Source organism: Streptomyces sp. AC602_WCS936 (genome assembly GCF_019049125.1).
GTDB lineage: Bacteria > Actinomycetota > Actinomycetes > Streptomycetales > Streptomycetaceae > Streptomyces.
This window is the reverse complement of the sequence record NZ_JAGMUF010000090.1, coordinates 637,357-662,381: the sequence shown is the minus strand read 5'-3', so window position 1 is coordinate 662,381 and position 25,025 is coordinate 637,357. Positions and strand designations below refer to the sequence as shown.

The window sequence follows — 25,025 nt, the reverse complement described above, 5'->3', positions numbered from 1 at the left end:
GTGGGCGCGACCAGCCCCCACGCACCCGCACCCGGCAATTCACCCCAGCCGCCCCCGAACCTCCTCCGCCGCCTCATCCCCGTACGCCTTCGTAAACCGCTCCATGAAGTGCCCGCGCCGCAACTGGTACTCCTGCGTCCCCACCGTCTCGATGACGAGAGTCGCCAGCATGCACCCCACCTGCGCCGCCCGCTCCAACGACACCCCCCACGCCAGTCCCGACAGGAACCCCGCGCGGAAGGCGTCGCCGACGCCCGTCGGGTCGGCCTTGCGCTCCTCGTCGGGGACGCCGACCTCGATGGTCTCCTCGCCGGCCCGCTCGATCCGCACGCCCCGCGCGCCGAGGGTGGTGACGCGGCACCCGACGCGGCCGAGGATCTCCTCGTCCGTCCAGCCGGTCTTGGTCTCGATGAGCCCCTTCTCGTACTCGTTGGAGAAGAGGTAGGTCGCCCCGTCCAGCAGTATCCGGATCTCGTCGCCGTTCATCCGGGCGATCTGCTGGGAGAAGTCCGCGGCGAAGGGGATCGACCGCGCCCGGCACTCCTCGGTGTGCCGGAGCATCGCCTCCGGGTCGTCGGCGCCGATGGAGACCAGGTCGAGGCCGCCCACGCGGTCGGCGACGGTCTTGAGCTCGATGAGGCGGGCCTCGCTCATCGCACCGGTGTAGAAGGAGCCGATCTGGTTGTGGTCGGCGTCGGTGGTGCAGACGAAGCGGGCGGTGTGCAGGGTCTCGGAGATGCGGACCGAGCCGGTGTCGACGCCGTGCCGGTCCAGCCAGGCCCGGTACTCGTCGAAGTCGGAGCCGGCCGCGCCGACCAGGATCGGCCGGGTGCCGAGCTGGCCCATGCCGAAGGCGATGTTCGCGGCGACGCCGCCCCGGCGCACGTCGAGCTGGTCGACCAGGAAGGAGAGCGAGACCGTGTGCAACTGGTCCGCGACGAGCTGGTCGGAGAATCGGCCGGGGAAGGTCATGAGGTGGTCGGTGGCGATGGAGCCGGTGACTGCGATGCGCACGGCGTGGACTCTCTCCTGAGGGGAGGCGGGTTGACAGTTCACGCTACCCGGGAGTGCCGTCTGGCCGAAGCAGGCGAAACTACCCGGTAGTACAACTTTCTCCACGGTCCCGGACGTGCCTACGGTTCTCTTATGACGAACCTGAGGACCGTCGACCCCGCCCCGGCCGATCTGGACGGCGACCTGGCGTCGCTGCGCGGCGACTGCGCCCGGATGGCCCCGCGCTGGGAGGCTCCGGTCGAGGTGGCGACCCGTCCCGTCCCCGTCTCGCTGCTCCACGGCGTGCGCGTGCCGCAGACGTCGGCCAGGCTGCTGGACGCGATGTCCGACTACGGCGACTGAGGCCACCGGGAACCGGATCCTCCTCCACCGCGTCCCATCGCTGTCCCCAGTAACAGCCGAAGGAGCGATGCGGTGAACACCGAGCGACCCGACAACGACGACGCCACCGCCGCCGACGAGGCCGGCACCGGGCGTCCCGCGCGGCGGCGTCCCCCGGCACTCGCCGTCGCGTCCGTCGCCGCCGCCGTGCTGTTGGTCGGGACCGGCGGGGCGTACCTGGCCACGTCCGCGTCCGGTGGCGGCCAGGACGGCGGCGGTACGTCGTCCGGCGCGTCGGGCGACGGCACTCCCCCGCCGCTGGCCCTGGACGGCTACGGGGCGCCTTCGCCGGGCGGCGAGGGCGGTCAGGACGGCCAGGACGGTACGAACGGCATCGCGCCCGGCGAGCCGAACCCGTACGGCGTCACCTACCGCGCCGACGGCCCGCTCCCCGAAGGGCCCGGCTCGGCGCCCGTCTACCGGGCCGAGGGCGAGGTCACCGAGGAGGAGGTGGCCCGCCTGGCGAAGGCGCTCGGCGTCGAGGGTGCGCCGCGGGTGCGGGGCGACGCGTGGAAGGTGGGCAACGCCAGGGACGGCTCCGGGCCGCTGCTCACCGTGAGCAGGCAGGCGCCGGGCACCTGGACCTTCCACCGCTACGCACCGGGCACGGACAACTGCAAGAAGGGCGCCGTGTGCAAGGCCCCGTCCGCCGACGGGGCGGGCGACCCGGTGAGCGAGGCGGCGGCGAAGAAGGCGGCGGCGCCGGTGCTGAAGGCGCTGGGCCAGGACGACGCCAAGGTGGACGCCGGTCAGGTCATGGGCGCCCGGCGGGCCGTGAACGCCGAACCCGAGGTCGGCGGGCTGCCCACGTACGGCTGGACGACCGGTGTGGTCGTCGGGGCGCGGGGCGACGTGGTCGGCGGCAGCGGGCAGGTGAAGGAGCCGGTCAAGGGGGACACGTACCCCGTCCTGGGTGCCGAGGAGACGCTGGCGCTGCTGAACGCGCCGGGCAGTGCGCCCGGCGCCGGCATCGGGGGCTGCGCGAGCCCCGTACCGCACGGGGACGGCGCGGACACGCCCTGCGAGCTGCCGACGGGCACGCCGAAGAAGCCGGAGAAGCAGGCGGTGACGGTCGAGGAGGCGGTGTTCGGGCTGGCCGCGCACCCGGTCGAGGGGCGGCGGACGCTGGTGCCGTCCTGGCTGTTCGAGGTGAGGACGCCGGGTGCGGACGACGCCGTCACGGTCACCTACCCGGCCGTCGACCCGAAGTACCTGACCACCGCGGCTCCCGCCCCGTCCGACGGGCCGACCTCGGCGCCGGACGGTGACCCGCGGGACGTGGAGGTGCGGGGCTACACGGCCGAGGGCGGGGAGCTGACCGTGCACTTCACGGGCGGGGTCTGCTCCGACTACGAGGCGACGGCGAAGGAGAGCGAGGGGAAGGTGACGGTCACCGTGACCGAGACACCGCACCCGGAGAAGGTCTGCATCCTGATCGCCAAGGAGTACGAGCGGACGGTGCCGCTCGACGAGCCGCTGGGCGACCGGAAGGTCGTGGGGTCGGACGGCGAGGAGATCCCGGCGCACAAGCCGGGCGCGCGGCTGCCGGCGCCGTCCGGAGGCCGGTGACCGCGTAAGGAGGTGAAAGGGGCGGCGGCCCGGGGTGTCCCGGGCCGCCGCCCCTCTCACACACGCCGTCGGCCGGCGCCGCGCGGCTCAGCTGAAGGAGTCGCCGCAGGCGCAGGAGCCCGTCGCGTTCGGGTTGTCGATCGTGAAGCCCTGCTTCTCGATCGTGTCCACGAAGTCGATGGTGGCGCCGCCCAGGTACGGGGCGCTCATGCGGTCGGTGGTGACCTTGACGCCGTCGAAGTCCTTCACCACGTCGCCGTCGAGCGAGCGCTCGTCGAAGAAGAGCTGGTAGCGCAGGCCGGAGCAGCCGCCGGGCTGGACGGCGACGCGCAGCGCCAGGTCGTCACGGCCTTCCTGGTCGAGCAGGGCCTTGACCTTGGCCGCGGCGGCGTCGGTCACGATGATGCCGTCGGTGACGGTGGTGGACTCGTCCGATACGGACATCTACATCTCTCCCGGGTTGTACGGAGACTGCTTGCCGACGGTTTCAACCGACGGGGCCGCGTATTCATTCCGGGCCGGGGCCGTGTCTTTCTCCTCGGCTCGTCCCTTCATGCTCGCACACGCCCCGGGGAGCGGTCAGCGGCTCGGGCGCCGGGATTCACGTCACACCGACACTATGGGCATCGTCAAAGTGACGTGAACGGGTTATGATATATAGCGTCAGTTCGACGAAAAGTAGAAAGGGTGCGTGTCGTGACCACCGCCCAACCCCAGGAGCTCGACGTACAGCCGACGCCCCTCGCCCTGCTGCTGCTCGGCCGCGAGGCGGACCCGACGAGCGAGCGCGGCGTGGACTGCCCCGGCGACCTGCCCTCGCCCTCCGACCCGGACCTGGTGGCGCGTGCCCGCGCGGCCAAGGAGAAGCTCGGTGACAAGGTCTTCGTGCTCGGTCACCACTACCAGCGCGACGAGGTCATCCAGTTCGCCGACGTCACCGGGGACTCCTTCAAGCTGGCCCGGGACGCGGCCGCGCGCCCGGAGGCCGAGTACATCGTCTTCTGCGGTGTGCACTTCATGGCGGAGTCGGCCGACATCCTGACCTCGGACGACCAGAAGGTGGTCCTGCCCGACCTGGCGGCCGGCTGCTCCATGGCGGACATGGCGACGGCCGAGCAGGTCGCCGAGTGCTGGGACGTGCTGACCGAGGCCGGGATCGCCGAGCAGGTCGTGCCCGTCTCGTACATGAACTCCTCCGCGGACATCAAGGCGTTCACCGGCAGGCACGGCGGCACCATCTGCACCTCGTCCAACGCCAAGCGCGCCCTGGACTGGGCCTTCGAGCAGGGCGAGAAGGTGCTCTTCCTGCCCGACCAGCACCTGGGCCGCAACACCGCGGTGCGGGACATGGGCATGTCGCTGGAGGACTGCGTCGTCTACAACCCGCACCGGCCGAACGGCGGGCTGACGGCGGAGGAGCTGCGCGGCGCGAAGATGATCCTGTGGCGCGGGCACTGCTCGGTGCACGGCCGCTTCAGCCTCGACTCGGTCGACGACGTGCGGGCGCGCATACCGGGCGTGAACGTCCTGGTGCACCCCGAGTGCAAGCACGAGGTCGTCGCGGCGGCGGACTACGTCGGCTCGACCGAGTACATCATCAAGGCCCTGGAGGCGGCCCCGGCCGGTTCCAAGTGGGCCATCGGCACCGAGCTGAACCTGGTCCGGCGGCTGGCGAACCGTTTCGCCGCGGAGGACAAGGAGATCGTCTTCCTCGACAAGACGGTCTGCTTCTGCTCGACGATGAACCGCATCGACCTCCCGCACCTGGTCTGGGCGCTGGAGTCGCTGGCCGAGGGCACCCTCGTCAACCGCATCGAGGTCGACAAGGAGACCGAGGCGTTCGCGAAGCTGGCGCTGGAGCGGATGCTGGCACTGCCGTAATCCGGTCGGGGTCGGTCCGGGCGGGCGGAAGCCCACGGCCGCGGTGTCAGTCCGCTGCCGTAGGCTTCCCGCCGCCCGCACACCGACTGACGAGGACTCAGAGCATTGACCGGCCTGCCCGCTTTCCCCCTGCCCTTCCACTCGACCCGTTCCATATCGTCCGCGAAACCCCGGACGCTCCGGGAACTCGAGATGATCCTGTGCAGCGCCCACATCCGGTCGAAGCCGGGGTGGTTCGAGAAGATGCACGACCCCGGCATCGTCGACAGATGGTCGCGGGAGGCGGTCGACCAGGGCCTCACCGAGGCACAGGTCCGCTACGTGCTCGCCGAGCTCGCGCACTACGCCGCGCTGCGGGACGCCCGGGCCGGCGTCGAGGTGTCCGCCGTCGACGGGGTGTGGCAGTCGGACACACTGATCGACGACAGGCTCCGCTCCCGGCTGGCCGAGGCGGTCCGGGTGCTGGAAGAGGTTCCCGAGGAGGAGCGGGACTGGCATCCCGGGTCCGACAGCCAGGTACTGGACCTGGTCCACCCCTCCCTGTTCTGCCTGGTCCGGGAGGTGAGCGGCGCACCCGAGCGGGCCTGGCGGAACCCGACGGACCGCTACTCGAAGTACGAGTTCTCGGAGAAGTTCCAGTGGCTGCCCACGGACGTGGACGTCAGCGACGACGGCGACGTCACCTTCCGTTCGTACGTCAACAACGTCCACCCCGAGGATCATCGCGCACTGGCCTCCGTCCTGCCCGACCTGTTCGCGCGCATGCGCCCGCTGCTGGAGAACGTCCTCACCGACCTGCGCCATCCGCGTCCCCTGCGGATCGAGGCCGATCCCTACGGGTGGTACGACGAGTCGCAGGAGCCGGAGGAACCCGACGAGGACTCCTTCAACGACGAGGCGGCCTACGAAGAGGCCATGGAGGCCTGGGAAGAGGCCAGCGACGACTGGTGGGAGAACCGCCGGCCGACCGTCCCGGACGCCCCGGAGTTCACCGCGCCCGAGGCGCCCGGCGACACGGCGCGCGTCGACCTGCGCGGCCGCCGGCTCCAGGTCGTCGTCAAGCTCGCCACCATCCACCTCACCCCGGACCGGCCCGAGTACGCCGGCGGCTCCTGGCACGTCGAGGGCATGCTGAACGAGCGGATCGTCTCGACCGGCATCTACTACTGGGACAGCGAGAACATCACCGAGAGCCGGCTGAGCTTCCGGACGGCGCTCGACGACCCGCACTACGAGCAGAACGACGACAACGGCATGCGCGACGTCTACGGCCTGGAGAACGAGGACGCGCTGAACCAGGTGCTGGGGTCGGCGTCGACCCCGGCGGGCCGCTGCCTGGCGTTCCCGAACGTCCTGCAGCACCGCGTCGGTGAGTTCCGCCTCGCGGACTCCACCCGCCCGGGCCACCGCAAGATCCTCGCGTTCTTCCTGATCGACCCGTCGGAGCGGATCGTCTCGACCTCCGACGTGCCGCCGCAGCAACCCTGGGCCGACACCTCGACCATGACGCTCGAAGAGGCCAAGGGCCACCGCGAAGAGCTCATGCGGGAGCGCAAGCTCTTCGTCGACGAGCACAACGAGCAGCTCTACGAGCGGGAGTTCTCCCTCTGCGAGCACTGAGGAGCGGCACGGCGGGGGGCGGTCAGTCAGCGTCCCGGTAGCTCATGAACCAGTGGGTGTCGAAATAGCGGGCCATCGTGTACGGGTGCTGGGGGTCGACGAGGACGCGGCAGACGAACTCCGCGGCCCCGCAGTCGAAGACGAGGTCCTCGCCGTCGAAGGACCGGACCAGGACGGGCCAGCGGTCGGGATCGCCGCCGTCGGCCCTCCAGCCGTACTGGTCCTCGTGCTCGGTGCCCGCCCAGACGAACCGACCGCCGTCCCCGCGGTCCGCCCACGGCTCCTGGAAGAGGCCCAGATACCCGTCGAAGGCGCCGTCGCCGAACGTCTCGACCATGCGCTTGTAGTCGGTCGGCAGCGCGGTGCCCAGGCGTGACTCGGCCTCCGTCCAGTCCGTGTCCGGCCGCCGGGCGGGCCGGGTCCAGCCGGTGATCCCCACCAGCCGCTCCACCCAGTCGACGTCCTCGCCCGGAACGACGGCCAGGGGCTGCGGCACCCGCCGGTGAGCGACCGCCAGCACCGGCCCCTCGATCCCCTCGGCGTCCCGTGCCGTACCCGCGCCGACCCACTGGTCGCCGTACGCCCACACCCGTATCGTCACCGCCCGGCCCTCGAAGGGGGCGAGGAGTGCCGCGCCCGACGACTCGTCGACGGTCGGATCGGTGAAGCCGTCGAGGACGAGGGTGCGCGGGGCACCGAACCGGTCGCCGAGGAGGTCGATCAGGTCCCGCGGGTCGAGGTCGCCGGGCAGAGGGAGGTGCCTGGGCCCCGGACCGAGCCGGGTCAGCAGATCATTGACGGTCGCTTGCGTGAGCTCCATGGCCGCCAGTGAAGCGCACGGCACTGACAGCGGGGCGCCCCCGTGATGACTCCACGGGAGCGCCCCTTCGCCGTACCGACGGGTGTCAGACCTGGGCCGGCTCCGGCTCCTCCGCAGGCTTCGGCTGCTCGGGCAGGCCCTTCTTCGCCGCCCGCTTCTTCGCGCGCCGCTCCTTGCGGAGCTCCAGCATCGCGTAGAGCGTCGGGACGAGGAGCAGCGTCAGCAGCGTCGAGGTGATCAGACCGCCGATCACCACCACGGCCAGCGGCTGGGCGATGAAGCCGCCCTCGCCGGTGACGCCCAGCGCCATCGGGAGGAGGGCGAAGATCGTCGCCAGGGCCGTCATGAGGATCGGGCGCAGACGGTGCCGGCCGCCCTCGATCACGGCCTCCACGACGCCGTGGCCCTGCCTGCGGTACTGGTTGATCAGGTCGATCAGCACGATGGCGTTGGTGACCACGATGCCGATCAGCATCAGCATGCCGATCATCGCCGGGACACCCATCGGGGTGCCGGTGGCGAGCAGCAGGCCGATCGCGCCGGTCGCCGCGAACGGGATGGACACCAGCAGGATCAGCGGCTGGGCCAGCGACCGGAAGGTGCCCACCAGCAGCATGAAGACGATCGCGATCGCCGCGAGCATGGCCAGGCCCAGGTTGACGAACGCCTCGTCCTGGTCGGCGGTGACGCCGCCGATCTCGGCCGTGGCACCGGCCGGCAGGTCCAGCGCGTCGATCTCCGTCTGGAGCTCGGTGCCGACCGCGCCGGTGTTGTCGCCGGTCGGCTTGGCGGTGATGGTCGCCGCGCGCTGACCGTCGATGCGGGTCATCGACACCGGCCCGTCCACCAGCTGCACGATGGCGATGTCGCCGAGCTTGACCGGGCCCAGGTTCAGGGCCTTCAGCTCGGCCATGGTCGTCGCCGGCTGGGCCGACCGGATCACGACGTCGCGCTCGGTGTCGTCCAGGGTCGCCTTGGCGGCCGGGGTGCCGCGCACCGCCTGGGCGACGGCCGCGCCGAGCGTCTGGTCGTTGAAGCCGGCCTCGGCGGCCTTCGGGGTGGCCTTGACCGAGATGCGCGGCACGCTCTGCGCCAGGTCGCTGGTGACGTCGGTGACGTCGTCGAGCCCGGCGACGGTCTCGCGGACCTCCTCGGACGCCTCGCGCAGCACCTTCGCGTCGGCCGCCTTGACGACGACGCTCAGGTCCTGACTGGCGAAGCCGTCACCGGCGGCGACCGTGGTGGTGCCGATGCCGTCGAGCTTCGCGAGCCCGTCCTCGATGTGGTCCTGGACGTCCTCGGCGTTCGCCGAGTCCTCCAGCATGAGCTGGTACGAGGCCTGGTTGGTGTCCGTGCCGCCGCCGAAGGCGGCCATGAAGCCGGACGAACCGATGGTGACCTGGAAGTCCTTGATGCCCTCGGTGTCGCCGAGCAGCTTCTCGACCTTCTCGGCCTGCGCGTTCGTCGCGTTCAGGCTGGTGCCGGGCTTCAGCTCCTGCTTGATGCTGAGGACCTTCTGCTCGCCCTGGTCGAAGAAGTTGGTCTTCAGCAGCGGCGCCATGCCGAACGTGCCGAGCAGCACGACGACCGCGATGGCCAGGCTGGTGACGCGGCGGCGGGTGGCGAAGCGCAGGACCGGGACGTAGAGGCGCTGGAGGCGGCTCTTGGCCTCCTTCTCCTCGGCCAGGCGGCGAGCCTCGGCCGCGTCCTCGGGGGTGCCCTTCGGCGGGCGCAGGAACCAGTACGACAGCACCGGGACGACCGTGAGCGACACCAGCAGGGAGGCCAGCAGCGCCGCGGTGACGGTGAGGCTGAAGGAGCCGAACAGCTCGCCGACCATGCCGCCGACCAGGCCGATCGGCAGGAAGACGGCGACCGTGGTGAGGGTGGAGGAGGTGACCGCTCCGGCGACCTCGCGGACCGCCTTGAGGATCGCCTCCTGGCGTTCCTCGCCGTAGCCGAGGTGCCGCTTGATGTTCTCCAGGACCACGATCGAGTCGTCGACGACCCGGCCGATGGCGATGGTGAGCGCGCCCAGCGTCAGCATGTTCAGCGACAGGTCGCGCGTCCACAGCACGATCAGCGCGAGCACCACCGACAGCGGGATGGAGACCGCGGTGACCAGGGTGGAGCGGATGGACGCCAGGAAGACCAGGATGATCACGACGGCGAAGACCAGACCGAGGGCGCCCTCGGTGGTCAGGCCCTCGATGGCCTTGGAGACCGCCGGTCCCTGGTCGCTGACGACGGTGAGCGTCGCGCCGGAGCCGAGCTGCTCGCGCAGGCCGGGGAGCTTGTCCTCGACGGCGTTCGAGATGGCGACCGCGCTGCCGTCGTGGTCCATGGTGACGGCGACGGCCAGGCTCGGCTCGCCGTTGGTGCGGGTGAGGGAGTCGGCCTTGGCCTCCTCCTCCTTGACGGTGGCGACGTCGGCGAGGCGGACGGGCTTGTCGACGCCCTCGCCGGTGACCATGAGGTCCTGGATCTGCTGCAGCGAGGTGTAGCCGCCGCCGACCTGCACGGTGCGGTTGGCGCCGGCCTCGTCGAAGGAGCCCGCCGGGACGGTCGCGCCGCCGGCCTGGAGGGACTGGGCGAGGGCCTGCGGGGTGACGCCGGCCTCGGCGAGCTTCGCCGGGTCCGGAGTGACGGTGACCTGGACGTCGCGGACGCCGTCGACCATCACCTGGGCGACGCCGTCGATGTCCTTGAGCTCGGTGACGACCGTCTTGTCCAGCTGGTCGGCCAGGGCCTGCTGGTCCTTGCCCGAGGTGACGGCGAGGACGACGGTCGGGATGTCGTCCGTCGACCCGGAGATGACCTGCGGGTCCACGTCGTCGGGGAGCTGGGCGCGGGCCCGGTTGACGGCCTGCTGGACGTCGGCGACGAGCTGCTGGGTGCCGTTGCCGTAGTCGAAGGACGCCATGATGACGGCGTTGCCCTCACTGGCCGTCGAGGTGATGCCCGAGATCCCGTCGACCGCCTCGAGACTGTCCTCGATCGGCTCGACGACCTGCTTCTCGACCACGTCCGGCGAGGCGCCCTGGTACGGGGCGAGCACGGACACCATGGGCAGTTCGATGGTGGGCAGCAGCTGCTGCTTGAGCTGGGGGATGGCGATCGCGCCGAAGACGAGCGCGACGATCGACATCAGGCCTATCAGGGCCCGTTGCGCGAGGCTGAATCTCGACAGCCAGGACATGGATCAGGGTCTCTCTTCTGTGGCCGAGCGGTGGGGACGGGGCACATCGGTACGCCCACCCCAACACCCTGGTCCATGAGTGACCCCGGTTCCCTAGGTCCCAGGTCCCTTTCCTTATCCCGCGCATACTCCGGCCGCAGTACGCCCGGCTCCGGGTCACTCCACCCTTGGACGTACCAGCCCGGACTCGTAGGCGATGACGACCAGCTGGGCGCGGTCGCGGGCGCCCAGCTTGGCCATCGCCCGGTTCACGTGCGTCTTCACGGTGAGCGGGCTGACCTCCAGCCGCTCGGCGATCTCGTCGTTGGACAGTCCCCCGGCGACCTGGACCAGCACCTCGCGCTCGCGCACGGTCAGCGACTCCAGCCGCTCGGCGCGCGCCGGGTCGCGCTCCGCGCCGTCCCCGGTGCCCTCCTGGGCGAGGAAGCGGGCGATCAGTCCCTTGGTGGCGGTCGGCGACAGCAGCGCCTCACCGCCGGCCGCGACCCGGATCGCGCTGAGCAGCTCCTCGGGTTCGGAGCCCTTGCCGAGGAAGCCGGAGGCGCCCGCGCGCAGCGACTGCACCACGTAGTCGTCGACCTCGAAGGTGGTCAGGATGACCACGCGGACGTGGGCGAGGGACGGGTCGGCGCTGATCATGCGGGTGGCGGCCAGGCCGTCCGTGCCGGGCATCCGGATGTCCATCAGCACCACGTCGGCCCGCCGTTCGGCGGCCAGCCGGGCCGCCTCCGCGCCGTCGGACGCCTCCCCCACCACCTCCATGTCGGGCTCGGAGTCGACCAGCACCCTGAAGGCGCTGCGCAGCAGTGCCTGGTCGTCGGCGAGCAGGACACGGATCGTCATGCGGGGTCCTTTGCTGCATCGGTGGCGGCGTCGGTGCGGTTCCTGACCGGAAGGATCGCATGGACGCGGAAACCGCCCCCGTAGCGGGGACCGGTGGTGAGAGTGCCGCGCACGGCGGTGACGCGCTCGCGCATACCGAGCAGGCCGTGGCCGCCGCCGGCCGGCGCGTGGGTCTCGGCGGTACTGCCGCCGGCCCCGTCGTCGAGCACGGTGACCTCGATGTTCGGCCCCACCCGCACGACGCTGACCTCGGCCTTCGCCCGCGTCCCCGCGTGCTTCTGCACGTTGGTCAGCGCCTCCTGGATGATGCGGTACGCGGCCAGGTCGACGGCGGTGGGCAGGTCGGTGCCCTGGTCGGTGCGGGCCACCTCGACGTGCAGTCCGGCGTGGTGGAAGGTGGCGACGAGTTCGTCGAGGCGGTCCAGGCCGGGGGCGGGCTCGGTCGGGGCCTTGGGGTCGTCGGACTGGCGGAGCAGGCCGACGGTGGCGCGCAGCTCGTCGAGTGCGGAGCGGCTGGCCGTCCGTACGTGGGCCAGGGCCTCCTTGGCCTGGTCGGGCCGCTTGTCCATGACGTGGGCGGCGACCCCGGCCTGCACGTTGACCAGGGCGATGTGGTGGGCGACCACGTCGTGCAGGTCGCGGGCGATGCGCAGCCGCTCCTCGGCGACCCGGCGGCGGGCCTCTTCCTCCCGGGTGCGTTCGGCCTTCTCGGCCCGGTCCCGGATGGCCTGGACGAAGGCGCGCCGGCTGCGGACCGCGTCCCCGGCGCTGGCACCGATGCCGGTCCAGGCGAAGACGGCGAGGTTCTCCTGCGCGTACCAGGGCAGCGGTCCGGCCAGCATGGCGGCGCCGGTCAGCACGGTCATGGTGAGCAGGCCGACCCGCCACGTGGTGGGGCGGTCGGTGGAGGCGGCGACCGTGTAGAGGGCTAGCACGGCGGACATGACGACGGGGACGCGGGGGTCGCCGGTGACGCTCTCGACCACGGAGACGCAGCCGGTGACCGCGAGGACCACCAGCGGGGCCCGGCGCCGGAAGACGAGCGCGGCGGCACCGACGGCCATGAGGGCGAGGCTGAGCGCGTCGGGGGTGCGCAGGGCCCAGCTGACGCCCTGGGGCCCGTGCGGGTCCACGAAGGAGCCGGCGACCATGCACACCAGGACGGCCGCCGCGAGGGCGGCGTCCAGTGCGGAGGGGTGGGCGCCCAGGGTGCAGCGGGCGCGGGCGAGGGTGTGCATGGTTTTTTTACGGTAGCTGGAGTGGGCGCGTCTTATGAGTAAGCCCGCGTGCGGTGGGCGTCTGCTGGGGGCTGCGCCCCCAGGCCCCCGCTTCGGCCTGGACGGCCTCGTCCTCAAACGCCGGACGGGCTGAAAAGAGACTACCCACCGTCCGGGATCAGGCCGTCGTCGCTCAGCAGCTCCTGGACCTCCTCCAGGGTCGCGTCCGAGGACGGGAGGATGAGGTCGGACGGCTCCAGGGAGTCCTCCGGCAGCGGCTCCCCCAGCTCCCGCACCTTGGCCAGGAGGGCCTGGAGGGTCGCGCGGAAACCGGGGCCGTCGCCGTTCTCCATCTCGGCCTGGAGTTCGTCGTCCAGCTTGTTCAGCTCGGTGAGCCGGCCGTCGGCCAGCGTCAGCTGTCCCTCCCCCATGATCCGTACGATCATGTCGCCCTCCTAGGCGTGGCCTACTGCTTGTCGAAGCGCGGGGTGTCCTGCGGCTGCTGCCGGTCCTGCTGCTGGCCCTGGTCCTGACCGCCTTCGAGGGCCTGCCGGTCGGACGTGCTGCCGCCGGCCAGCTCGGCCTTCATCCGCTGCAGCTCCAGCTCTACATCCGTACCACCGGAGAGCCGGTCCAGCTCGGCCTGGATGTCGTCCTTGTGCATGCCGGACTGGTCGTCGAGGGCGCCGGAGGCGAGCAGTTCGTCGATGGCGCCGGCCCGGGCCTGGAGCTGGGCGGTCTTGTCCTCGGCGCGCTGGATGGCCAGGCCCACGTCGCCCATCTCCTCGGAGATGCCGGAGAACGCCTCGCCGATGCGGGTCTGCGCCTGGGCGGCCGTGTAGGTGGCCTTGATGGTCTCCTTCTTGGTGCGGAAGGCGTCCACCTTGGCCTGGAGGCGTTGGGCCGCGAGGGTGAGCTTCTCCTCCTCGCCCTGGAGGGTGGCGTGCTGGGTCTCCAGGTCGGTCACCTGCTGCTGGAGCGCCGCGCGGCGGGAGAGCGCCTCGCGGGCCAGGTCCTCGCGGCCCAGCGCGAGCGCCTTGCGGCCCTGGTCCTCCAGCTTCGACGACTGGGACTGGAGCTGGTTGAGCTGCAGCTCGAGCCGCTTGCGGCTGGTCGCCACGTCGGCGACGCCGCGGCGCACCTTCTGCAGCAGCTCCAGCTGTTTCTGGTACGAGTAATCGAGGGTCTCGCGCGGGTCCTCGGCCCGGTCCAGGGCCTTGTTGGCCTTCGCGCGGAAGATCATCCCCATACGCTTCATGACACCGCTCATGGGCTTCGCGCGCCCCCTTCTGACCGACTCCAGCTCCAGCACCTGCGACAGAACCCACAGTACGGGCCCTGCATCCATTACCGCACTGTTCGGGGACGGATGCGCTCATCCCCAAGGACGACTGCGTACGCTCCCGGTCCGGCGTAGGGAGTAGGTGCTCCCCGGGGTTGTCCGTAATACCCCGGTGTCCGGGGCGGTACGCAACGTCCCCTCTGTCCCTTTACAGACGACCGGCGTTGCCGGATCGTTCCCCACCGGACTGGGGTCCACACCCCCGCACCCCGTACCCTTGGGTTTTGTGTTCCGTAGCCGTGCCAAGGATGAGAAGGCCCAGAGCGCCGTCAGCGCGCCGGTGACCGACTCCAAGCAGCCCCGTGACCCGCAGGCCCCCAAGGGCAGGCCGACGCCCAAGCGCAGCGTGGCCCAGTCCCAGCGCCGCAGCGTGTCCAATACGCCGATGACGCGCAAGGAGGCCGCCAAGCGCCAGCGCGAGGAGCGGCGGACCGCGCTGGCCAAGCAGCGCGAGGCGCTGGCCAGCGGCGACGAGCGGTACCTGCCGGCCCGCGACAAGGGCCCGGTCCGCAAGTACGCGCGCGACTTCGTCGACTCGCGGTTCAACATCGCGGAGTACTTCCTGCCGATGGCCGTGATCATCCTCGTGCTGAGCATGATCCGGGTGGCCTCGCTGCAGAACGTCGCGCTGCTGCTGTGGCTGGTCGTGATCGTGCTGATCGTGCTCGACTCGCTCGTCACCGGATTCCGGCTGAAGAAGCGCCTCGCCGAGCGCTTCCCCGACGACCGCAGGCGCGGCGCGGTGGCCTACGCGCTGATGCGCTCGCTCCAGATGCGCCGGCTCCGGCTGCCCAAGCCCCAGGTCAAGCGCGGGGAGCGGCCCTGAGCACGACGCCGTTCGCCGGGGGCGCGGCGGATGCCTGGCTGGACAAGCTGGGGGGTCTGCGGGACGTCGTACGGCAGGAGCTGGTGGCCCGGCAGCTTGACGAGCAGATAGTCGGCCGCTTCCCGGTGGGCAAGCGGCTGCGGGTCCTCGACGTCGGCATGGGCCAGGGCACCCAGGCGCTGCGGCTGGCACGGGCCGGGCACCAGGTGACCGGCGTGGAGCGGGACGCGACGATGATCGCCGCGGCGCGGGACGCGCTGGCCGGGCAGCCCGAGGGCATCCGGGAGCGGATGCGGATCGTCGAGGGCGACGGCCGGGACACCGGCGTGCACTTCCTGCCCGGCAGCTTCGACGTGGTGCTGTGCCACGGCGTGCTCATGTACGTCGAGGAGCCCGACCCGCTGCTCGCGGGGCTGGCCCGGATGCTCGCCCCGGGCGGACTGCTGTCCCTCCTGGTGCGCAACGGCGACGCGCTCGCGCTGCGCCCCGGCCTGTACGGCGACTGGGCGGGCGCCCTGGCCGCCTTCGACACCGTCGAGTACACCAACCGCCTCGGACTGCACGTCCGGGCGGACCGGCTGGCGACGCTGACGGCGAAGCTCGCCGGCATCGGCGCCCCGCTGCACACCTGGTACGGCGTCCGGGTCTTCACGGACACGGCCCCCGACGGCGCCACGCCCCCGGACGACCTGGAGACGCTGCTGGCGGCGGAGGAGCGGGCCGGTCGCACCGATCCGTACCGCTCAGTCGCGGCGCTGCTGCACCTGTGCGGCGTACGGGGCTGACGCCCGTCTCGTCCCGGGCGCCCGTTCGGGTGCCCACCGGAAGCCGGAGTCCTGACGCGCGGTGAGACTCGGGGCATGGACGCTTCCCCCGCCCGCCCGCCCTCCAGGCTGCTCGCCCCGCTCGCCCTGCTGGCCTGCGCACTGCTGCTGCTCACCGGCTGCTCCGGCTCCGCCTCCCGCGGCGGGCAGGAGGGCGACACGGCGCAGGCCGCCGCGCCTGCCGCGGCGAACGACCTCCAGGCCGACTACCAGCGGGTGATCGAGGACGTCCTCCCGTCGGTCGTGCAGATCCAGGCGGGCGACTCCCTGGGTTCCGGCGTCGTGTACGACGACAAGGGGCACATCGTCACCAACGCGCACGTCGTCGGGGACGACAGGACCTTCCGGGTGACGACCGCCCGCACCGAGGAGGCCCTCGCCGCGAAGCTGGTCTCCTCCTACCCCGAGCAGGATCTCGCCGTCATCAAGCTGGACCGGCTGCCCGAGGGCATGAGGGCGGCCCGCTTCGGCGACTCCTCGAAGGCGGCGGTCGGGCAGATCGTGCTGGCGATGGGCTCGCCGCTGGGGCTGTCCTCCAGCGTGACGCAGGGCATCGTGTCGGCGGTCGGACGGACCGTCACCGAGGGCCGCCAGGGCGGCGGTACGGGGGCGACGATCGGCAACATGGTGCAGACGTCGGCGGCCATCAACCCCGGCAACAGCGGCGGCGCCCTGGTGAACCTCGACGGCCAGGTGATCGGCATCCCGACGCTGGCCGCGACCGACCCGGGCATGAGCGACAGCGCGGCGCCCGGGATCGGGTTCGCCATCCCGTCGTCGATGGTGAAGACGGTCGCCGACCAGATCATCGAGGACGGCCGGGTGACCGACTCGGGCCGGGCGGCGCTCGGCATCACCGCCCGCACGGTCGTCGACGACGGCTACCGGCCCGCGGGCGTGGCCGTCGTCGAGGTGAGCGACGGCGGGGCCGCCGACGACGCGGGGCTGCGGCCCGGCGACGTCATCGTCCGGCTGGGTGACACGGACATCACCACGATCACCTCGCTGGCCGAAGCGCTGGCGTCGATGGAGCCGGGCGAGAGGACGAAGGTGACGTACACCCGCGACGGCGACGAGCGCACCGCCGAGGTGACCCTGGGCGAGCAGTGAGGGGGGCGGGAGCCGGTCGGCCCTCGCCCGCCCCACTCCACCACTCAGCCCTCCGCCGACTCCTGTTCCTGGGCCTCTTCGGCGTGCAGGCTCATCGGCCCGTAGATCTCCGTGGAGTCCTCGAACAGCCGCACCTGGTCCGTGCCGCCCTCCTGGAGTTCCTTCCAGTGCTCCCCGATCCAGGACTCGGCGTCCCCTTGCGTGGTGAACTCCTCGGGCTGGACCGCGGGCTGGACCTCAGTCCCGCCGGCCGTCTCGAACCGCCACGTCCATGCCGCCATGTACGCCTCCAAGATGTGAGCACATGCAGAGCGGAAGCCGGATCTTGGTCCGGCCTCCGCCCGCAGCCTATGCGCTGAGCCGACCGCGTCGTAGCAGGCCTGGAGGACGGGCCCCGCCCCCTTAGGGGGCCTCGGGCGCGCACCCCGCCGCCCCACCGGGGAAAATCAGGGCGTGGACGTGACTCTGCTCGGCACCGGTGCCCCCGCGGGCCTGCCCCGCCCCGACTGCCCCTGCGCGGCCTGTGCCGCCGCCCAGGGCGAGAACGCGCGCGCGGCGACCGCGCTGCTGGTGGACGGGGCCCTGCTGCTGGACCTCACCCCGGGCGCCGCGTTCGCCGCCGCTCGCGCCGGGCGCTCCCTGAGCGGCGTACGCCAGGTGCTGCTGTCGCACCCGCACGACGGTCCGGCGCTGGAGGTGCCCGCCGGGCTGCCGCAGCCGGGCCGGGTGCCGGACGGCCGGGAGCTGGCGCTGCTGACCGGGCACCGGGTGCGGGCGGTGGCGATGGACGCGCCGGGCACCGGGTACGCCGTGACGGGCCCGGACGGACAGCGGCTGCTCTACCTGCCGCCGGGCGGCGCTCCGGCGGGCCTCGAGGAGCCCGCCGAGCCGTACGACATGGTCCTCGCGGACGTCGTGGGCCGCCCGGACGCGCTGGCGAGGCTGCGCGCGGTGGGCGCGGTCGGCGCCACCACGGACGTCGTCGCCGTCCACCTGGGCCACGACGTGCCGCCGGGCCGGGAGCTCGCCCGCCGTCTCGCGGCGGCCGGGGCACGGGCCGTACGGGACGGCACGACGCTGGTGGTGGGCGCCTACGAGGACGTACCCGACGTACCGCGCCGCACCCTCGTGCTGGGCGGCGCCCGCTCGGGCAAGTCGGTGGAGGCCGAACGCCGGCTGGAGTCCTTCCCGGAGGTGCTGTACGTCGCGACCGGCGGCTCACGGGGCGGGGACACGGAGTGGGCGGCCCGGGTCTGCGCACACCGCGAGCGGCGCCCGGGCTCGTGGCGCACCGTGGAGACCTGCGACCTGGTCCCGCTCCTCAAGGACGACGGAGCGCCCCTCCTCATCGACTGCCTGTCCCTGTGGCTGACGGACGCGATGGACGCCGTGGGGGCCTGGGACGACGCGGAGTGGGCCGACGGCGGCGAACGGGCCCTGCGCGACCGGGTACGGGACCTGACGGAGGCGGTGCGCGCCACGCGGCGCACGGTCGTCGCCGTGTCGAACGAGGTCGGCTCGGGCATCGTCCCGGCCACCGCGTCCGGCCGCCGCTACCGGGACGAACTCGGCCGCCTGAACGCCGCCTTCGCGCACGAGTGCGAGCAGGTACTGCTGGTGGTGGCGGGCCAGGCCCTCGTCCTACGCGGCTGAGACGGCCCCCTTGCGCGCGATGACGCGCCGGCTCCGCGCCCCGGTGACCACCGTGCAGTCCAGCGCGGCCAGTTCAGCGCGCACGCACGCCGGAAGAACGAGCAGCCGCCGCGGGTCCGCCACGTCGACGAGCAGATGACCGCCGGGCCGCAGCACGTGCAGCGCGGCCCGCAGTTCGGCACGCGGGTCGGGCACCCGCTCCAGCTGCTGAAAGAGGCTCACCACGTCATAGCGGCCCCGCAGCCGGGCCTGGATGTGCGGGTCCGTCAGCCTGCCGACGAACGCCTCCTCGACCCGCTCGACGGCACGGGCCCGCAGCACCCGGTGCGTCGGGTCCAGGCCGTCGAACGAGGTGTACGGGAAACAGGCCCGTGCGGCATCGGGGAAGTCGGCGTCGCCGGTGCCCACGTCCAGCCAGCTCTCGGGCTCCGGGCAGCGGCGGGACATCGCGCGGGCGGCCGACCCGTACCGGAGGCGGACGGCGGCTCGGACGACCGGGTGTTCGAGCCCCGGCTCGAGCGGCGGATTGCGGAATCCGTGCCCGCACGCCAGGCAGCGCTCGAGGACGCAGTGACCGGGTGCGGCCCGCCGCGGCCCTTGGCCGAACAGCCGGGAACGCAGCCGCCGGGACCCGCACCAGGGGCAGTCCGCACGGTGCGGCCCGTAACCGGGGAAGGGCGGAACCGGGGGCACGGGAGGCGGCGCCGAGGGGACGGGCGGTGCGGACATGGGCGGCTCCGACGCGCGAGGAAGAGAACGAATGACAATCCAGACAAAACGTTACGTAGGTGATCGTCGTCGAGCGGGGAACGACGCCCCCCGGGCGCGGTGTGGACGGGCCCGCCGTCGTGTTCGACCCAGGCCGGTACTGTTCGGCGAATGAGCTCGCTGAATCTCGACGACTTCACCGATCTGATCGAGCGCCCCGACGGCGGGGTGCGCCGCGACGCCGAGGCGCGCCGGGAGCGCCAGGTCGTGCCGCCCGGATCGCTGGGCCGCCTGGACGAACTGGGCGAGTGGCTCGCCGCGGCGCGGTCCACCGTGCCGGTGCGGCCGGTCGAACACCCCCGGGTGGTGCTCTTCGCCGGTGACCACAAGGTCGCCGAACTCGGCGTGTCGGCACGGTCCGCGGGCGGTGCGGGCGAGCTGGTGCGCGAGGTGCTGGAGGGCGGCCGCCCCGTGTCCGTACTGGCCCGTCGCCTCGGCGTACCGGTGCGGGTGGTCGACATGGCCCTGGACTGCGACCCGGACACCCTGCCCGCCGACGTCTCGGCGCACCGGGTCCGGCGGGCCGGTGGACGCATCGACATCGAGGACGCGCTGACCCTGGAGGAGGCGGAGGCCGCCTTCCGGGCCGGGATGGCGGTGGCCGACGAGGAGGCCGACTCCGGTACGGACCTGGTGGTGCTGGGCGACGTGAGCGTGGGCGGCACCACGGCGGCGGGCGTACTGGTCGCCGCGCTGTGCGGCACCGACGCGTCGGTCGTCACCGGGCGGGGCGGGCTGGCCATCGACGACCTGGCCTGGATGCGCAAGTGCGCGGCGATCCGCGACGCGCTGCGCCGCGCGCGGCCGGTCCTCGGGGACCAGCTGCAGCTCCTCGCGACGGTGGGCGGGGCCGACCTGGCCGCGATGACGGGCTTCCTGCTGCAGAGCGCGGTGCGGAAGACGCCGGTGATCCTGGACGGCGTCGTGACGGCCGCGTGCGCGCTGGTCGGGCAGCGGGTCGCCTTCCGGGCACCGGACTGGTGGCTGGCGGCGCACGACAGCGGGGAGCCGGGCCAGGCCAAGGCGCTGGACCGGATGGCCCTGGAGCCGCTGCTCGCCCAGGGCGTGACGGTGGGCGAGGGGGCGGGGGGCCTGCTGGCGCTTCCGCTGGTACAGGCCGCGGCGGCGTTGGCGGCGGAGCTGCCGGTCGTCTCCGACGGGGAGGGGTAGCGGGGGTGACGTGGCCCTGCGTTCACGGTCACCCGGCGTGGGTGTGGCCGTCGGGGGTGGGTGCGCGGCCCGGCGCTGCGGGGTGCCGCTGCGCCCACCCGTGCCGCCCCAGCGGCACGACTGCCCGCAGCTGGGGCGGGATGGCGGCCCGCAGCTGAGCGAGACGGACGGATAGCCGCGTACGGCGGGAAGGGGACGTGTCAGGGGTGTCCGCCCGCAGCGGTTGGCGCGTCAACGCCCCGCACCTTTCAAGTAACCGATTCCGCGCCGTTCCGAGGACGGACACCCCCCGGCGCGGCCCCGACCCACAACACAACCGAACGCGCACCGCGAACCCCCACCGAACCCGCAGCGGCGCCGCAGGCACCCGGCACCCACCCCACCACCGGAGGCCTACACATCCGGCCGCCCCCCGATCCAGTCCTGCACCGCCCGGCGCGGCCCCGACCAGCGGCGGTCGTGGCGGTAGGCCCGTAGGTGGGACTTGGCGCGGGCGTGCGGCCGGCGGGCGTAGAAGCGGCGGGCCCACAGCGAGCCGGGCCGCGCCAGGCGGACCGCGCCGATCAGGGCGACGAGCGGCACGATCACCCCGAAGACCGCGAGCCGCGCCTTGCCCTTGGCCAGGGCGAGGAGGGAGAAGAAGAAGTTCCCCGCGACGGTCGCGATGACGTTCGCCCGGTCCTGCAACTCGTCCTGGGACATGCCGTCGACACCGAACGGCGTGAACCCGGCGAGGACCAGCCCCACCAGCGCCGCCGTGAGCACCACGGCCTCCACGCTCTTGCGCCCCGCCTCGCTCCAGTACACGTCGTCGAGATGCAGGATCAGCGCGAACTCGTCCAGCACCAGCCCCGCCCCGACCCCGAAGACGATCGCCGCAAGCGCGGAGCCGAACCCGTGCCGGCCCCCGGCGACGGCGGCGAAACCGCCGACCACGGTGAGGACGACCCCCGGAACGACGTGGTGCACGTGCACCCCGCCCGACTCGACGTTGCCGAAGGGACCCTTGCCCGCCCGGATGAGCCGGGTGATCACCCGTGTGATCACGAACGTCAGCACGAAGGCACCCAGGGCGAGGAGCAGCGGCAGCTTCCCGGGTTCCATGATGTTGCGCTGCCACCAATCTCCCATATGCGCACTTTATCCCCGGTCGCCGCCGACGCCCTCCTGACCGCCGGGTAGTCTGCGCCGGTGCTCAGGACCCCCTCCCCCGACGGCCTCCGCTTCGCCTTCGGCACCCTCACCGTGTTCCCGGTCAAGGTGACCCGCTGGGACCGCGAGGCGGCCCGCGCCGGCATGCTCTGCGCACCGCTGGCCGGCCTGGCCGTCGGCGTCGCCGCCGCCGCGGCCGGGCTCCTGCTGCTGCTCCTCGGCGCGGGCACCCTGCTCGCCGCCGTCGCCACCGCCGCCGTACCCGCCGTGCTCACCCGCGGCCTGCACCTGGACGGGCTGGCCGACACCGCGGACGGACTCGGCAGCGGCAAGCCCGCCGAGGACGCGCTGCGGATCATGAAGCAGTCGGACATCGGCCCGTTCGGCGTGCTCACGCTGCTCTTCGTGCTGCTGGCCCAGGTGGCCGCGCTGGCGCAGGCCTACGCCGCGTCCTGGGCGCACGGCGCGCTCGCCGCCGTGGTCTCGGCGGCCGCCGCCCGGCTGGCGCTGACCCTCGCCGCCCGCACCGGCGTGCCCGCCGCCCGACCGGAGGGCCTGGGCGCGGCGGTCGCGGGAGCGGTGCCGTCGGGTGGCGCGCTCGCGGTCACGGCCGCCGTCACGGCGGCAGCGGCGGCGGCGGCCGGCGCGCTCTCCGGCCCCTACGACGCGATCCGTGCGGCACTCGCCGTACTGTGCGCCGTCGCCGTCGCCGAACTTCTCCTGCGCCACTGCGTCCGCCGCTTCGGCGGGGTCACCGGCGACGTCTTCGGCTCGGTCGCGGAGACGGCGGCCACCACCGCCCTCGTCGTACTGATCCTGGGCTGACCTCAGCAGGCCTCCCGCCACACCCCCAGCTCGTACTCCTTCCGCATCGAACTCAGCCCCAGCTCCCGCGACTCGGCACAGAACCGGTCGGTCGGCAGCTCGTACTCGGCGTGGAAGACCGCCTTGTCCGCGTCGACGAACGGCTTGTTGTCGGCGCACTCGCCGTACTGGGCGCACTGCTCGTTGACCGCGAAGTCGAAGTCGTCGACCAGCTCGGGGATCTGGTCCAGGTCGTTCTTCAGGCCGACGGCCATGCCCCGGTCGTGGGCGAGCCGCGCGATCAGCCGGTTGTAGCGGAGCTGGTCGTCGGCGGTGAGCGGGAAGCCGGTGTCGTTCTTGTAGCCGTCCATGTTGTCCGGCTCGACCGCGTCGAAGCCCTTGTCGCGGCACATGTCGATCCGCTCGGCCATCAGCGGTTCGAGGACGTCCGTCTCACGGATGTCCAGCCACCGCTCGCCCTCCCAGCCGTTGCCCTCGCCCAGCACCGACTCCGGGAACTTCCCGGCGTCGGGGCGGAAGTCCTCCCAGGCGCCGGTGGAGAGATAGCAGATGACCTTGCGGCCGTCGTCGTGCAGCCCGGCGACCGTGGCCCCCGTGTGGTCGAAGCCGTCGATGTCGTAGACCGGTACGTCGACGGAGGTGTCCAGCTTGCCGCTGAGCTGCCACTGCCAGGCGGTGCCGGGGCGCGGCTGCCAGTGACCGGCACTCTCCCGCCCGTCGTCGGGGGACGCCGTGGAGCAGCCCGCGAGCAGCAGGAGAAGGACCGACAGCAGGACCGGGCGTCTCATGGGGCGTGCTCCAGAGGGTGGGGGCGGCGTAGCCGGTAATGATCGCGTACGCCCCGGCGGCACGGGAAACGCGGGGCGCGGGAGGGAGCGGACGCGGGCGCGAGCGTAGGCTCGTGCCGGGTGTTTGCCTGCCCAGGTAAGGACCGCATCGCAGGAGGGATCTAGGGTCGGTTGTCGGGCCCGGTCGACCCACCCGCATTCGGCCGCACAAGACTTCATACGGAAGCGAGAATTCACCACCGTGACTGCTCTCACTCTCTCCACCGCCGCGGCGCCCGGCCTGCGGGCCGACGCGATCGTGATCGGTGTCGCCAAGGGCGCCAAGGGGCCGGTCGTCGCACCGGGCGCCGAGGCCGTGGACAAGGCGTACGACGGCCGGCTCGCCGGCGTCCTGGAGACCCTCGGTGCCTCGGGCGCCGAGGGCGAGGTGACGAAGCTGCCCGCGCCGTCCGGCTTCAAGGCACCCGTCGTGGTGGCGGTGGGCCTGGGCGCCGAGCCCGAGAAGGACGCCGGCTTCGACGCCGAGGCGCTGCGCCGGGCCGCCGGTGTGGCCGCCCGCGCGCTCGTCGGCTCCAAGAAGGCCGCCTTCGCCCTGCCGCTCACCGAGGCCGCCGACGCCGGCGCCGTCGGTGAGGGCGTACTGCTCGGCGCGTACTCCTTCGACGCCTACAAGGAGATCGGCAAGGACGCGAAGGCCAAGAACGGCAAGGCCCCGCTGGCGGAGGCCGCGCTGCTGGGCGGCAAGCCCCGCGACAAGGCGTACAAGGCGGCGGTCGAGCGCGCCGCGGCCGTCTCCGAGGAGCTGAACCGCGCCCGCGACCTGATCAACACCCCGCCGAACGACCTCAACCCCGAGGCGTTCGCCGCGGTGGCGCAGGCCGCCGCGAAGGAGCACGGCATCAAGGTGCAGGTGCTCGACGAGAAGGCGCTCACCAAGGGCGGCTACGGCGGCATCCTGGGCGTCGGCGCCGGTTCGGCGGCCGGCCCGCGGCTGGTGAAGCTGTCGTACACCTCGGCCAAGGCGACGAAGTCGCTCGCCTTCGTCGGCAAGGGCATCACCTACGACTCGGGCGGCATCTCGCTGAAGCCGGCCGGTCACAACGAGACGATGAAGTGCGACATGAGCGGTGCCGCCGCCGTGTTCGCCGCGGTCGTCGCCGCCGCGCGCCTGGGCCTGGAGGTCAACGTGACCGGCTGGCTGGCGCTGGCCGAGAACATGCCGTCGGGCTCCGCCACCCGCCCGGGTGACGTGCTGCGCATGTACAGCGGCAAGACGGTGGAGGTGCTGAACACCGACGCCGAGGGGCGGCTCGTACTCGCCGACGCGCTGTGGGCGGCCTCGCAGGAGAAGCCGGACGCGATCATCGACGTGGCGACGCTGACCGGCGCGATGATGCTGGCGCTGGGCAGCCGGACGTACGGGATCATGGCGAACGACGACGCGTTCCGCACCGCGGTGCACGAGGCGTCGGAGGAGGTCGGCGAGCCGGCGTGGCCGATGCCGCTGCCGGAGCACCTGCGCAAGGGCATGGACTCGCCGACCGCGGACATCGCGAACATGGGCGAGCGGATGGGCGGCGGTCTGGTGGCCGGTCTGTTCCTGCGCGAGTTCGTGGGCGAGGGCATCGCGTGGGCGCACCTGGACATCGCGGGTCCGGCGTTCAACGAGGGCGGGCCGTTCGGGTACACGCCGAAGGGCGGTACGGGGACGGCCGTGCGGACGCTGGTGCGGGTTGCCGAGCTGGCGGCTGCGGGTGACTTGGGCTAGGGGCGCCTGAGAGCTCGGGGGTGCGGGTGATTCGGGCGGCCGCGGGTCCGTTGTGGCTGGTCGCGCAGTTCCCCGCGCCCCCAGGGACGTCTCCGCCTCCTCCGCTACAAGCGAACGTGGGGCGTCTCACACACCGGCCCCACGTCTCGTCGGTCCCCTACAAGTGCGAAGATGGGGCTCGGCAGGACAGGGCCCCCACCTAAGGGCCGAGAACAAAGAGCGGCCGGACACCAGCCGCCGACCGGTCACTGGAGA

At 72.5% G+C, this 25,025-nt stretch carries 23 protein-coding genes; 11 read left to right on the top strand and 12 right to left on the bottom strand.

The genetic code is table 11. The features are described 5' to 3' along the window. Positions 1–39: 39 nt before the first annotated feature. Positions 40–1,014 carry a carbohydrate kinase family protein gene (locus KUM03_RS28350; protein ID WP_217252710.1) on the bottom strand — a complete coding sequence of 325 codons (975 nt, stop codon included), beginning with the start codon at positions 1,012–1,014 and terminating at the stop codon, positions 40–42. Between the two features lie 132 nt (positions 1,015–1,146). Here KUM03_RS28350 and KUM03_RS28345 point away from each other — a divergent pair, with 132 nt between their 5' ends. Both KUM03_RS28345 and KUM03_RS28340 read left to right on the top strand, forming a co-directional pair. After that, positions 1,147–1,356 carry a hypothetical protein gene (locus tag KUM03_RS28345; RefSeq protein ID WP_217252708.1) on the top strand — a complete coding sequence of 70 codons (210 nt, stop codon included), beginning with the start codon at positions 1,147–1,149 and terminating at the stop codon, positions 1,354–1,356. Positions 1,357–1,428: 72 nt separating this feature from the next. Next, positions 1,429–2,964 (top strand): hypothetical protein, encoded by a 1,536-nt coding sequence (locus KUM03_RS28340; RefSeq protein WP_217252706.1) that lies wholly within the window; start codon positions 1,429–1,431, stop codon positions 2,962–2,964. Positions 2,965–3,051: 87 nt separating this feature from the next. On the opposite strand, the gene KUM03_RS28335 is transcribed toward KUM03_RS28340, so the two are convergent. Continuing rightward, the gene (locus KUM03_RS28335) at positions 3,052–3,408 is read right to left on the bottom strand and encodes an iron-sulfur cluster assembly accessory protein (protein WP_122620514.1); all 357 of its coding nucleotides are present in this window, start codon (positions 3,406–3,408) and stop codon (positions 3,052–3,054) included. Between the two features lie 252 nt (positions 3,409–3,660). On the opposite strand from KUM03_RS28335, the gene nadA reads away from it, so the two are divergent. Continuing rightward, positions 3,661–4,845 (top strand): quinolinate synthase NadA, encoded by a 1,185-nt coding sequence (nadA, locus tag KUM03_RS28330; protein WP_217252704.1) that lies wholly within the window; start codon positions 3,661–3,663, stop codon positions 4,843–4,845. Positions 4,846–4,950: 105 nt separating this feature from the next. Next, entirely contained in the window at positions 4,951–6,465 is a 1,515-nt protein-coding gene (locus tag KUM03_RS28325; protein ID WP_217252702.1) for a DUF4246 domain-containing protein, read from the top strand. Between the two features lie 22 nt (positions 6,466–6,487). Here KUM03_RS28325 and KUM03_RS28320 read toward each other — a convergent pair whose 3' ends face one another. The 6 genes from KUM03_RS28320 to KUM03_RS28295 all read right to left on the bottom strand — a co-directional run bounded on the left by KUM03_RS28320 (position 6,488) and on the right by KUM03_RS28295 (position 13,814). Then, on the bottom strand, positions 6,488–7,285 hold the full coding sequence (locus KUM03_RS28320; RefSeq protein WP_217252700.1) for an SMI1/KNR4 family protein: 798 nt from the start codon (positions 7,283–7,285) through the stop codon (positions 6,488–6,490). 85 nt (positions 7,286–7,370) lie between these two features. Further along, positions 7,371–10,484: an efflux RND transporter permease subunit gene (locus KUM03_RS28315; RefSeq protein WP_217252698.1), complete on the bottom strand. Its 3,114-nt coding sequence runs from the start codon at positions 10,482–10,484 to the stop codon at positions 7,371–7,373. Positions 10,485–10,640: 156 nt separating this feature from the next. Continuing rightward, positions 10,641–11,327 (bottom strand): response regulator transcription factor, encoded by a 687-nt coding sequence (locus KUM03_RS28310; RefSeq protein ID WP_217252694.1) that lies wholly within the window; start codon positions 11,325–11,327, stop codon positions 10,641–10,643. After that, on the bottom strand, positions 11,324–12,565 hold the full coding sequence (locus tag KUM03_RS28305; protein WP_217252691.1) for a sensor histidine kinase: 1,242 nt from the start codon (positions 12,563–12,565) through the stop codon (positions 11,324–11,326). The genes KUM03_RS28310 and KUM03_RS28305 overlap by 4 nt, the downstream gene beginning before the upstream one ends. Before the next feature lie 140 nt (positions 12,566–12,705). Beyond that, entirely contained in the window at positions 12,706–12,990 is a 285-nt protein-coding gene (locus tag KUM03_RS28300) for a hypothetical protein (RefSeq protein WP_217252689.1), read from the bottom strand. 20 nt (positions 12,991–13,010) lie between these two features. Next, entirely contained in the window at positions 13,011–13,814 is an 804-nt protein-coding gene (locus KUM03_RS28295) for a PspA/IM30 family protein (RefSeq protein ID WP_217252687.1), read from the bottom strand. A 259-nt stretch (positions 13,815–14,073) separates the two neighbouring features. On the opposite strand from KUM03_RS28295, the gene KUM03_RS28290 reads away from it, so the two are divergent. The 3 genes from KUM03_RS28290 (at position 14,074) to KUM03_RS28280 (ending at position 16,646) form a co-directional block, all read left to right on the top strand. After that, entirely contained in the window at positions 14,074–14,712 is a 639-nt protein-coding gene (locus KUM03_RS28290; protein WP_217253052.1) for a DUF3043 domain-containing protein, read from the top strand. A gap of 83 nt (positions 14,713–14,795) precedes the next feature. Then, entirely contained in the window at positions 14,796–15,497 is a 702-nt protein-coding gene (locus KUM03_RS28285) for a bifunctional 2-polyprenyl-6-hydroxyphenol methylase/3-demethylubiquinol 3-O-methyltransferase UbiG (protein ID WP_217252685.1), read from the top strand. A 75-nt stretch (positions 15,498–15,572) separates the two neighbouring features. Next, positions 15,573–16,646 carry a S1C family serine protease gene (locus KUM03_RS28280; RefSeq protein WP_217252683.1) on the top strand — a complete coding sequence of 358 codons (1,074 nt, stop codon included), beginning with the start codon at positions 15,573–15,575 and terminating at the stop codon, positions 16,644–16,646. 44 nt (positions 16,647–16,690) lie between these two features. Here the strand turns inward: KUM03_RS28280 and KUM03_RS28275 are convergent, their stop codons facing one another. Continuing rightward, positions 16,691–16,927, bottom strand: a complete 237-nt coding sequence (locus tag KUM03_RS28275) for a hypothetical protein (RefSeq protein WP_217252680.1) — start codon at positions 16,925–16,927, stop codon at positions 16,691–16,693. A 172-nt stretch (positions 16,928–17,099) separates the two neighbouring features. On the opposite strand from KUM03_RS28275, the gene KUM03_RS28270 reads away from it, so the two are divergent. Continuing rightward, positions 17,100–18,299, top strand: a complete 1,200-nt coding sequence (locus KUM03_RS28270) for a bifunctional adenosylcobinamide kinase/adenosylcobinamide-phosphate guanylyltransferase (RefSeq protein ID WP_217252678.1) — start codon at positions 17,100–17,102, stop codon at positions 18,297–18,299. On the opposite strand, the gene KUM03_RS28265 is transcribed toward KUM03_RS28270, so the two are convergent. Continuing rightward, a complete protein-coding gene (locus tag KUM03_RS28265) occupies positions 18,288–19,028 on the bottom strand; it encodes a class I SAM-dependent methyltransferase (protein WP_217252676.1) in 741 nt (246 codons plus the stop codon). The two genes, KUM03_RS28270 and KUM03_RS28265, sit on opposite strands and share 12 nt — an antisense overlap. Before the next feature lie 150 nt (positions 19,029–19,178). Between KUM03_RS28265 and cobT the strand changes: the two genes are divergently transcribed. Then, positions 19,179–20,237: a nicotinate-nucleotide--dimethylbenzimidazole phosphoribosyltransferase gene (gene cobT / locus KUM03_RS28260; protein ID WP_217252673.1), complete on the top strand. Its 1,059-nt coding sequence runs from the start codon at positions 19,179–19,181 to the stop codon at positions 20,235–20,237. Positions 20,238–20,630: 393 nt separating this feature from the next. On the opposite strand, the gene KUM03_RS28255 is transcribed toward cobT, so the two are convergent. Then, positions 20,631–21,368: a hypothetical protein gene (locus KUM03_RS28255; protein ID WP_217252672.1), complete on the bottom strand. Its 738-nt coding sequence runs from the start codon at positions 21,366–21,368 to the stop codon at positions 20,631–20,633. A gap of 60 nt (positions 21,369–21,428) precedes the next feature. On the opposite strand from KUM03_RS28255, the gene KUM03_RS28250 reads away from it, so the two are divergent. Then, positions 21,429–22,214 (top strand): adenosylcobinamide-GDP ribazoletransferase, encoded by a 786-nt coding sequence (locus KUM03_RS28250; protein ID WP_217252670.1) that lies wholly within the window; start codon positions 21,429–21,431, stop codon positions 22,212–22,214. 2 nt (positions 22,215–22,216) lie between these two features. Here the strand turns inward: KUM03_RS28250 and KUM03_RS28245 are convergent, their stop codons facing one another. Next, positions 22,217–23,002 carry an endo alpha-1,4 polygalactosaminidase gene (locus KUM03_RS28245; protein ID WP_217252668.1) on the bottom strand — a complete coding sequence of 262 codons (786 nt, stop codon included), beginning with the start codon at positions 23,000–23,002 and terminating at the stop codon, positions 22,217–22,219. A gap of 241 nt (positions 23,003–23,243) precedes the next feature. On the opposite strand from KUM03_RS28245, the gene KUM03_RS28240 reads away from it, so the two are divergent. Then, positions 23,244–24,770 carry a leucyl aminopeptidase gene (locus KUM03_RS28240; RefSeq protein ID WP_217252666.1) on the top strand — a complete coding sequence of 509 codons (1,527 nt, stop codon included), beginning with the start codon at positions 23,244–23,246 and terminating at the stop codon, positions 24,768–24,770. Positions 24,771–25,025: the final 255 nt, after the last annotated feature.

Excerpts from the sequence above, each read along its gene's own strand:
- KUM03_RS28310 (WP_217252694.1), bottom strand. The coding sequence starts at position 11,327 with ATGACGATCCGTGTCCTGCTCGCCGACGACCAGGCACTGCTGCGCAGC.
- KUM03_RS28245 (WP_217252668.1), bottom strand. The coding sequence starts at position 23,002 with ATGAGACGCCCGGTCCTGCTGTCGGTCCTTCTCCTGCTGCTCGCGGGC.
- KUM03_RS28305 (WP_217252691.1), bottom strand. The coding sequence starts at position 12,565 with ATGCACACCCTCGCCCGCGCCCGCTGCACCCTGGGCGCCCACCCCTCC.
- KUM03_RS28320 (WP_217252700.1), bottom strand. The coding sequence starts at position 7,285 with ATGGAGCTCACGCAAGCGACCGTCAATGATCTGCTGACCCGGCTCGGT.
- KUM03_RS28255 (WP_217252672.1), bottom strand. The coding sequence starts at position 21,368 with ATGGGAGATTGGTGGCAGCGCAACATCATGGAACCCGGGAAGCTGCCG.
- KUM03_RS28315 (WP_217252698.1), bottom strand. The coding sequence starts at position 10,484 with ATGTCCTGGCTGTCGAGATTCAGCCTCGCGCAACGGGCCCTGATAGGC.
- KUM03_RS28300 (WP_217252689.1), bottom strand. The coding sequence starts at position 12,990 with ATGATCGTACGGATCATGGGGGAGGGACAGCTGACGCTGGCCGACGGC.
- cobT (WP_217252673.1), top strand. The coding sequence starts at position 19,179 with ATGAGCTCGCTGAATCTCGACGACTTCACCGATCTGATCGAGCGCCCC.
- KUM03_RS28265 (WP_217252676.1), bottom strand. The coding sequence starts at position 19,028 with ATGTCCGCACCGCCCGTCCCCTCGGCGCCGCCTCCCGTGCCCCCGGTT.
- KUM03_RS28345 (WP_217252708.1), top strand. The coding sequence starts at position 1,147 with ATGACGAACCTGAGGACCGTCGACCCCGCCCCGGCCGATCTGGACGGC.
- KUM03_RS28280 (WP_217252683.1), top strand. The coding sequence starts at position 15,573 with ATGGACGCTTCCCCCGCCCGCCCGCCCTCCAGGCTGCTCGCCCCGCTC.
- KUM03_RS28295 (WP_217252687.1), bottom strand. The coding sequence starts at position 13,814 with ATGAGCGGTGTCATGAAGCGTATGGGGATGATCTTCCGCGCGAAGGCC.
- KUM03_RS28335 (WP_122620514.1), bottom strand. The coding sequence starts at position 3,408 with ATGTCCGTATCGGACGAGTCCACCACCGTCACCGACGGCATCATCGTG.
- KUM03_RS28275 (WP_217252680.1), bottom strand. The coding sequence starts at position 16,927 with ATGGCGGCATGGACGTGGCGGTTCGAGACGGCCGGCGGGACTGAGGTC.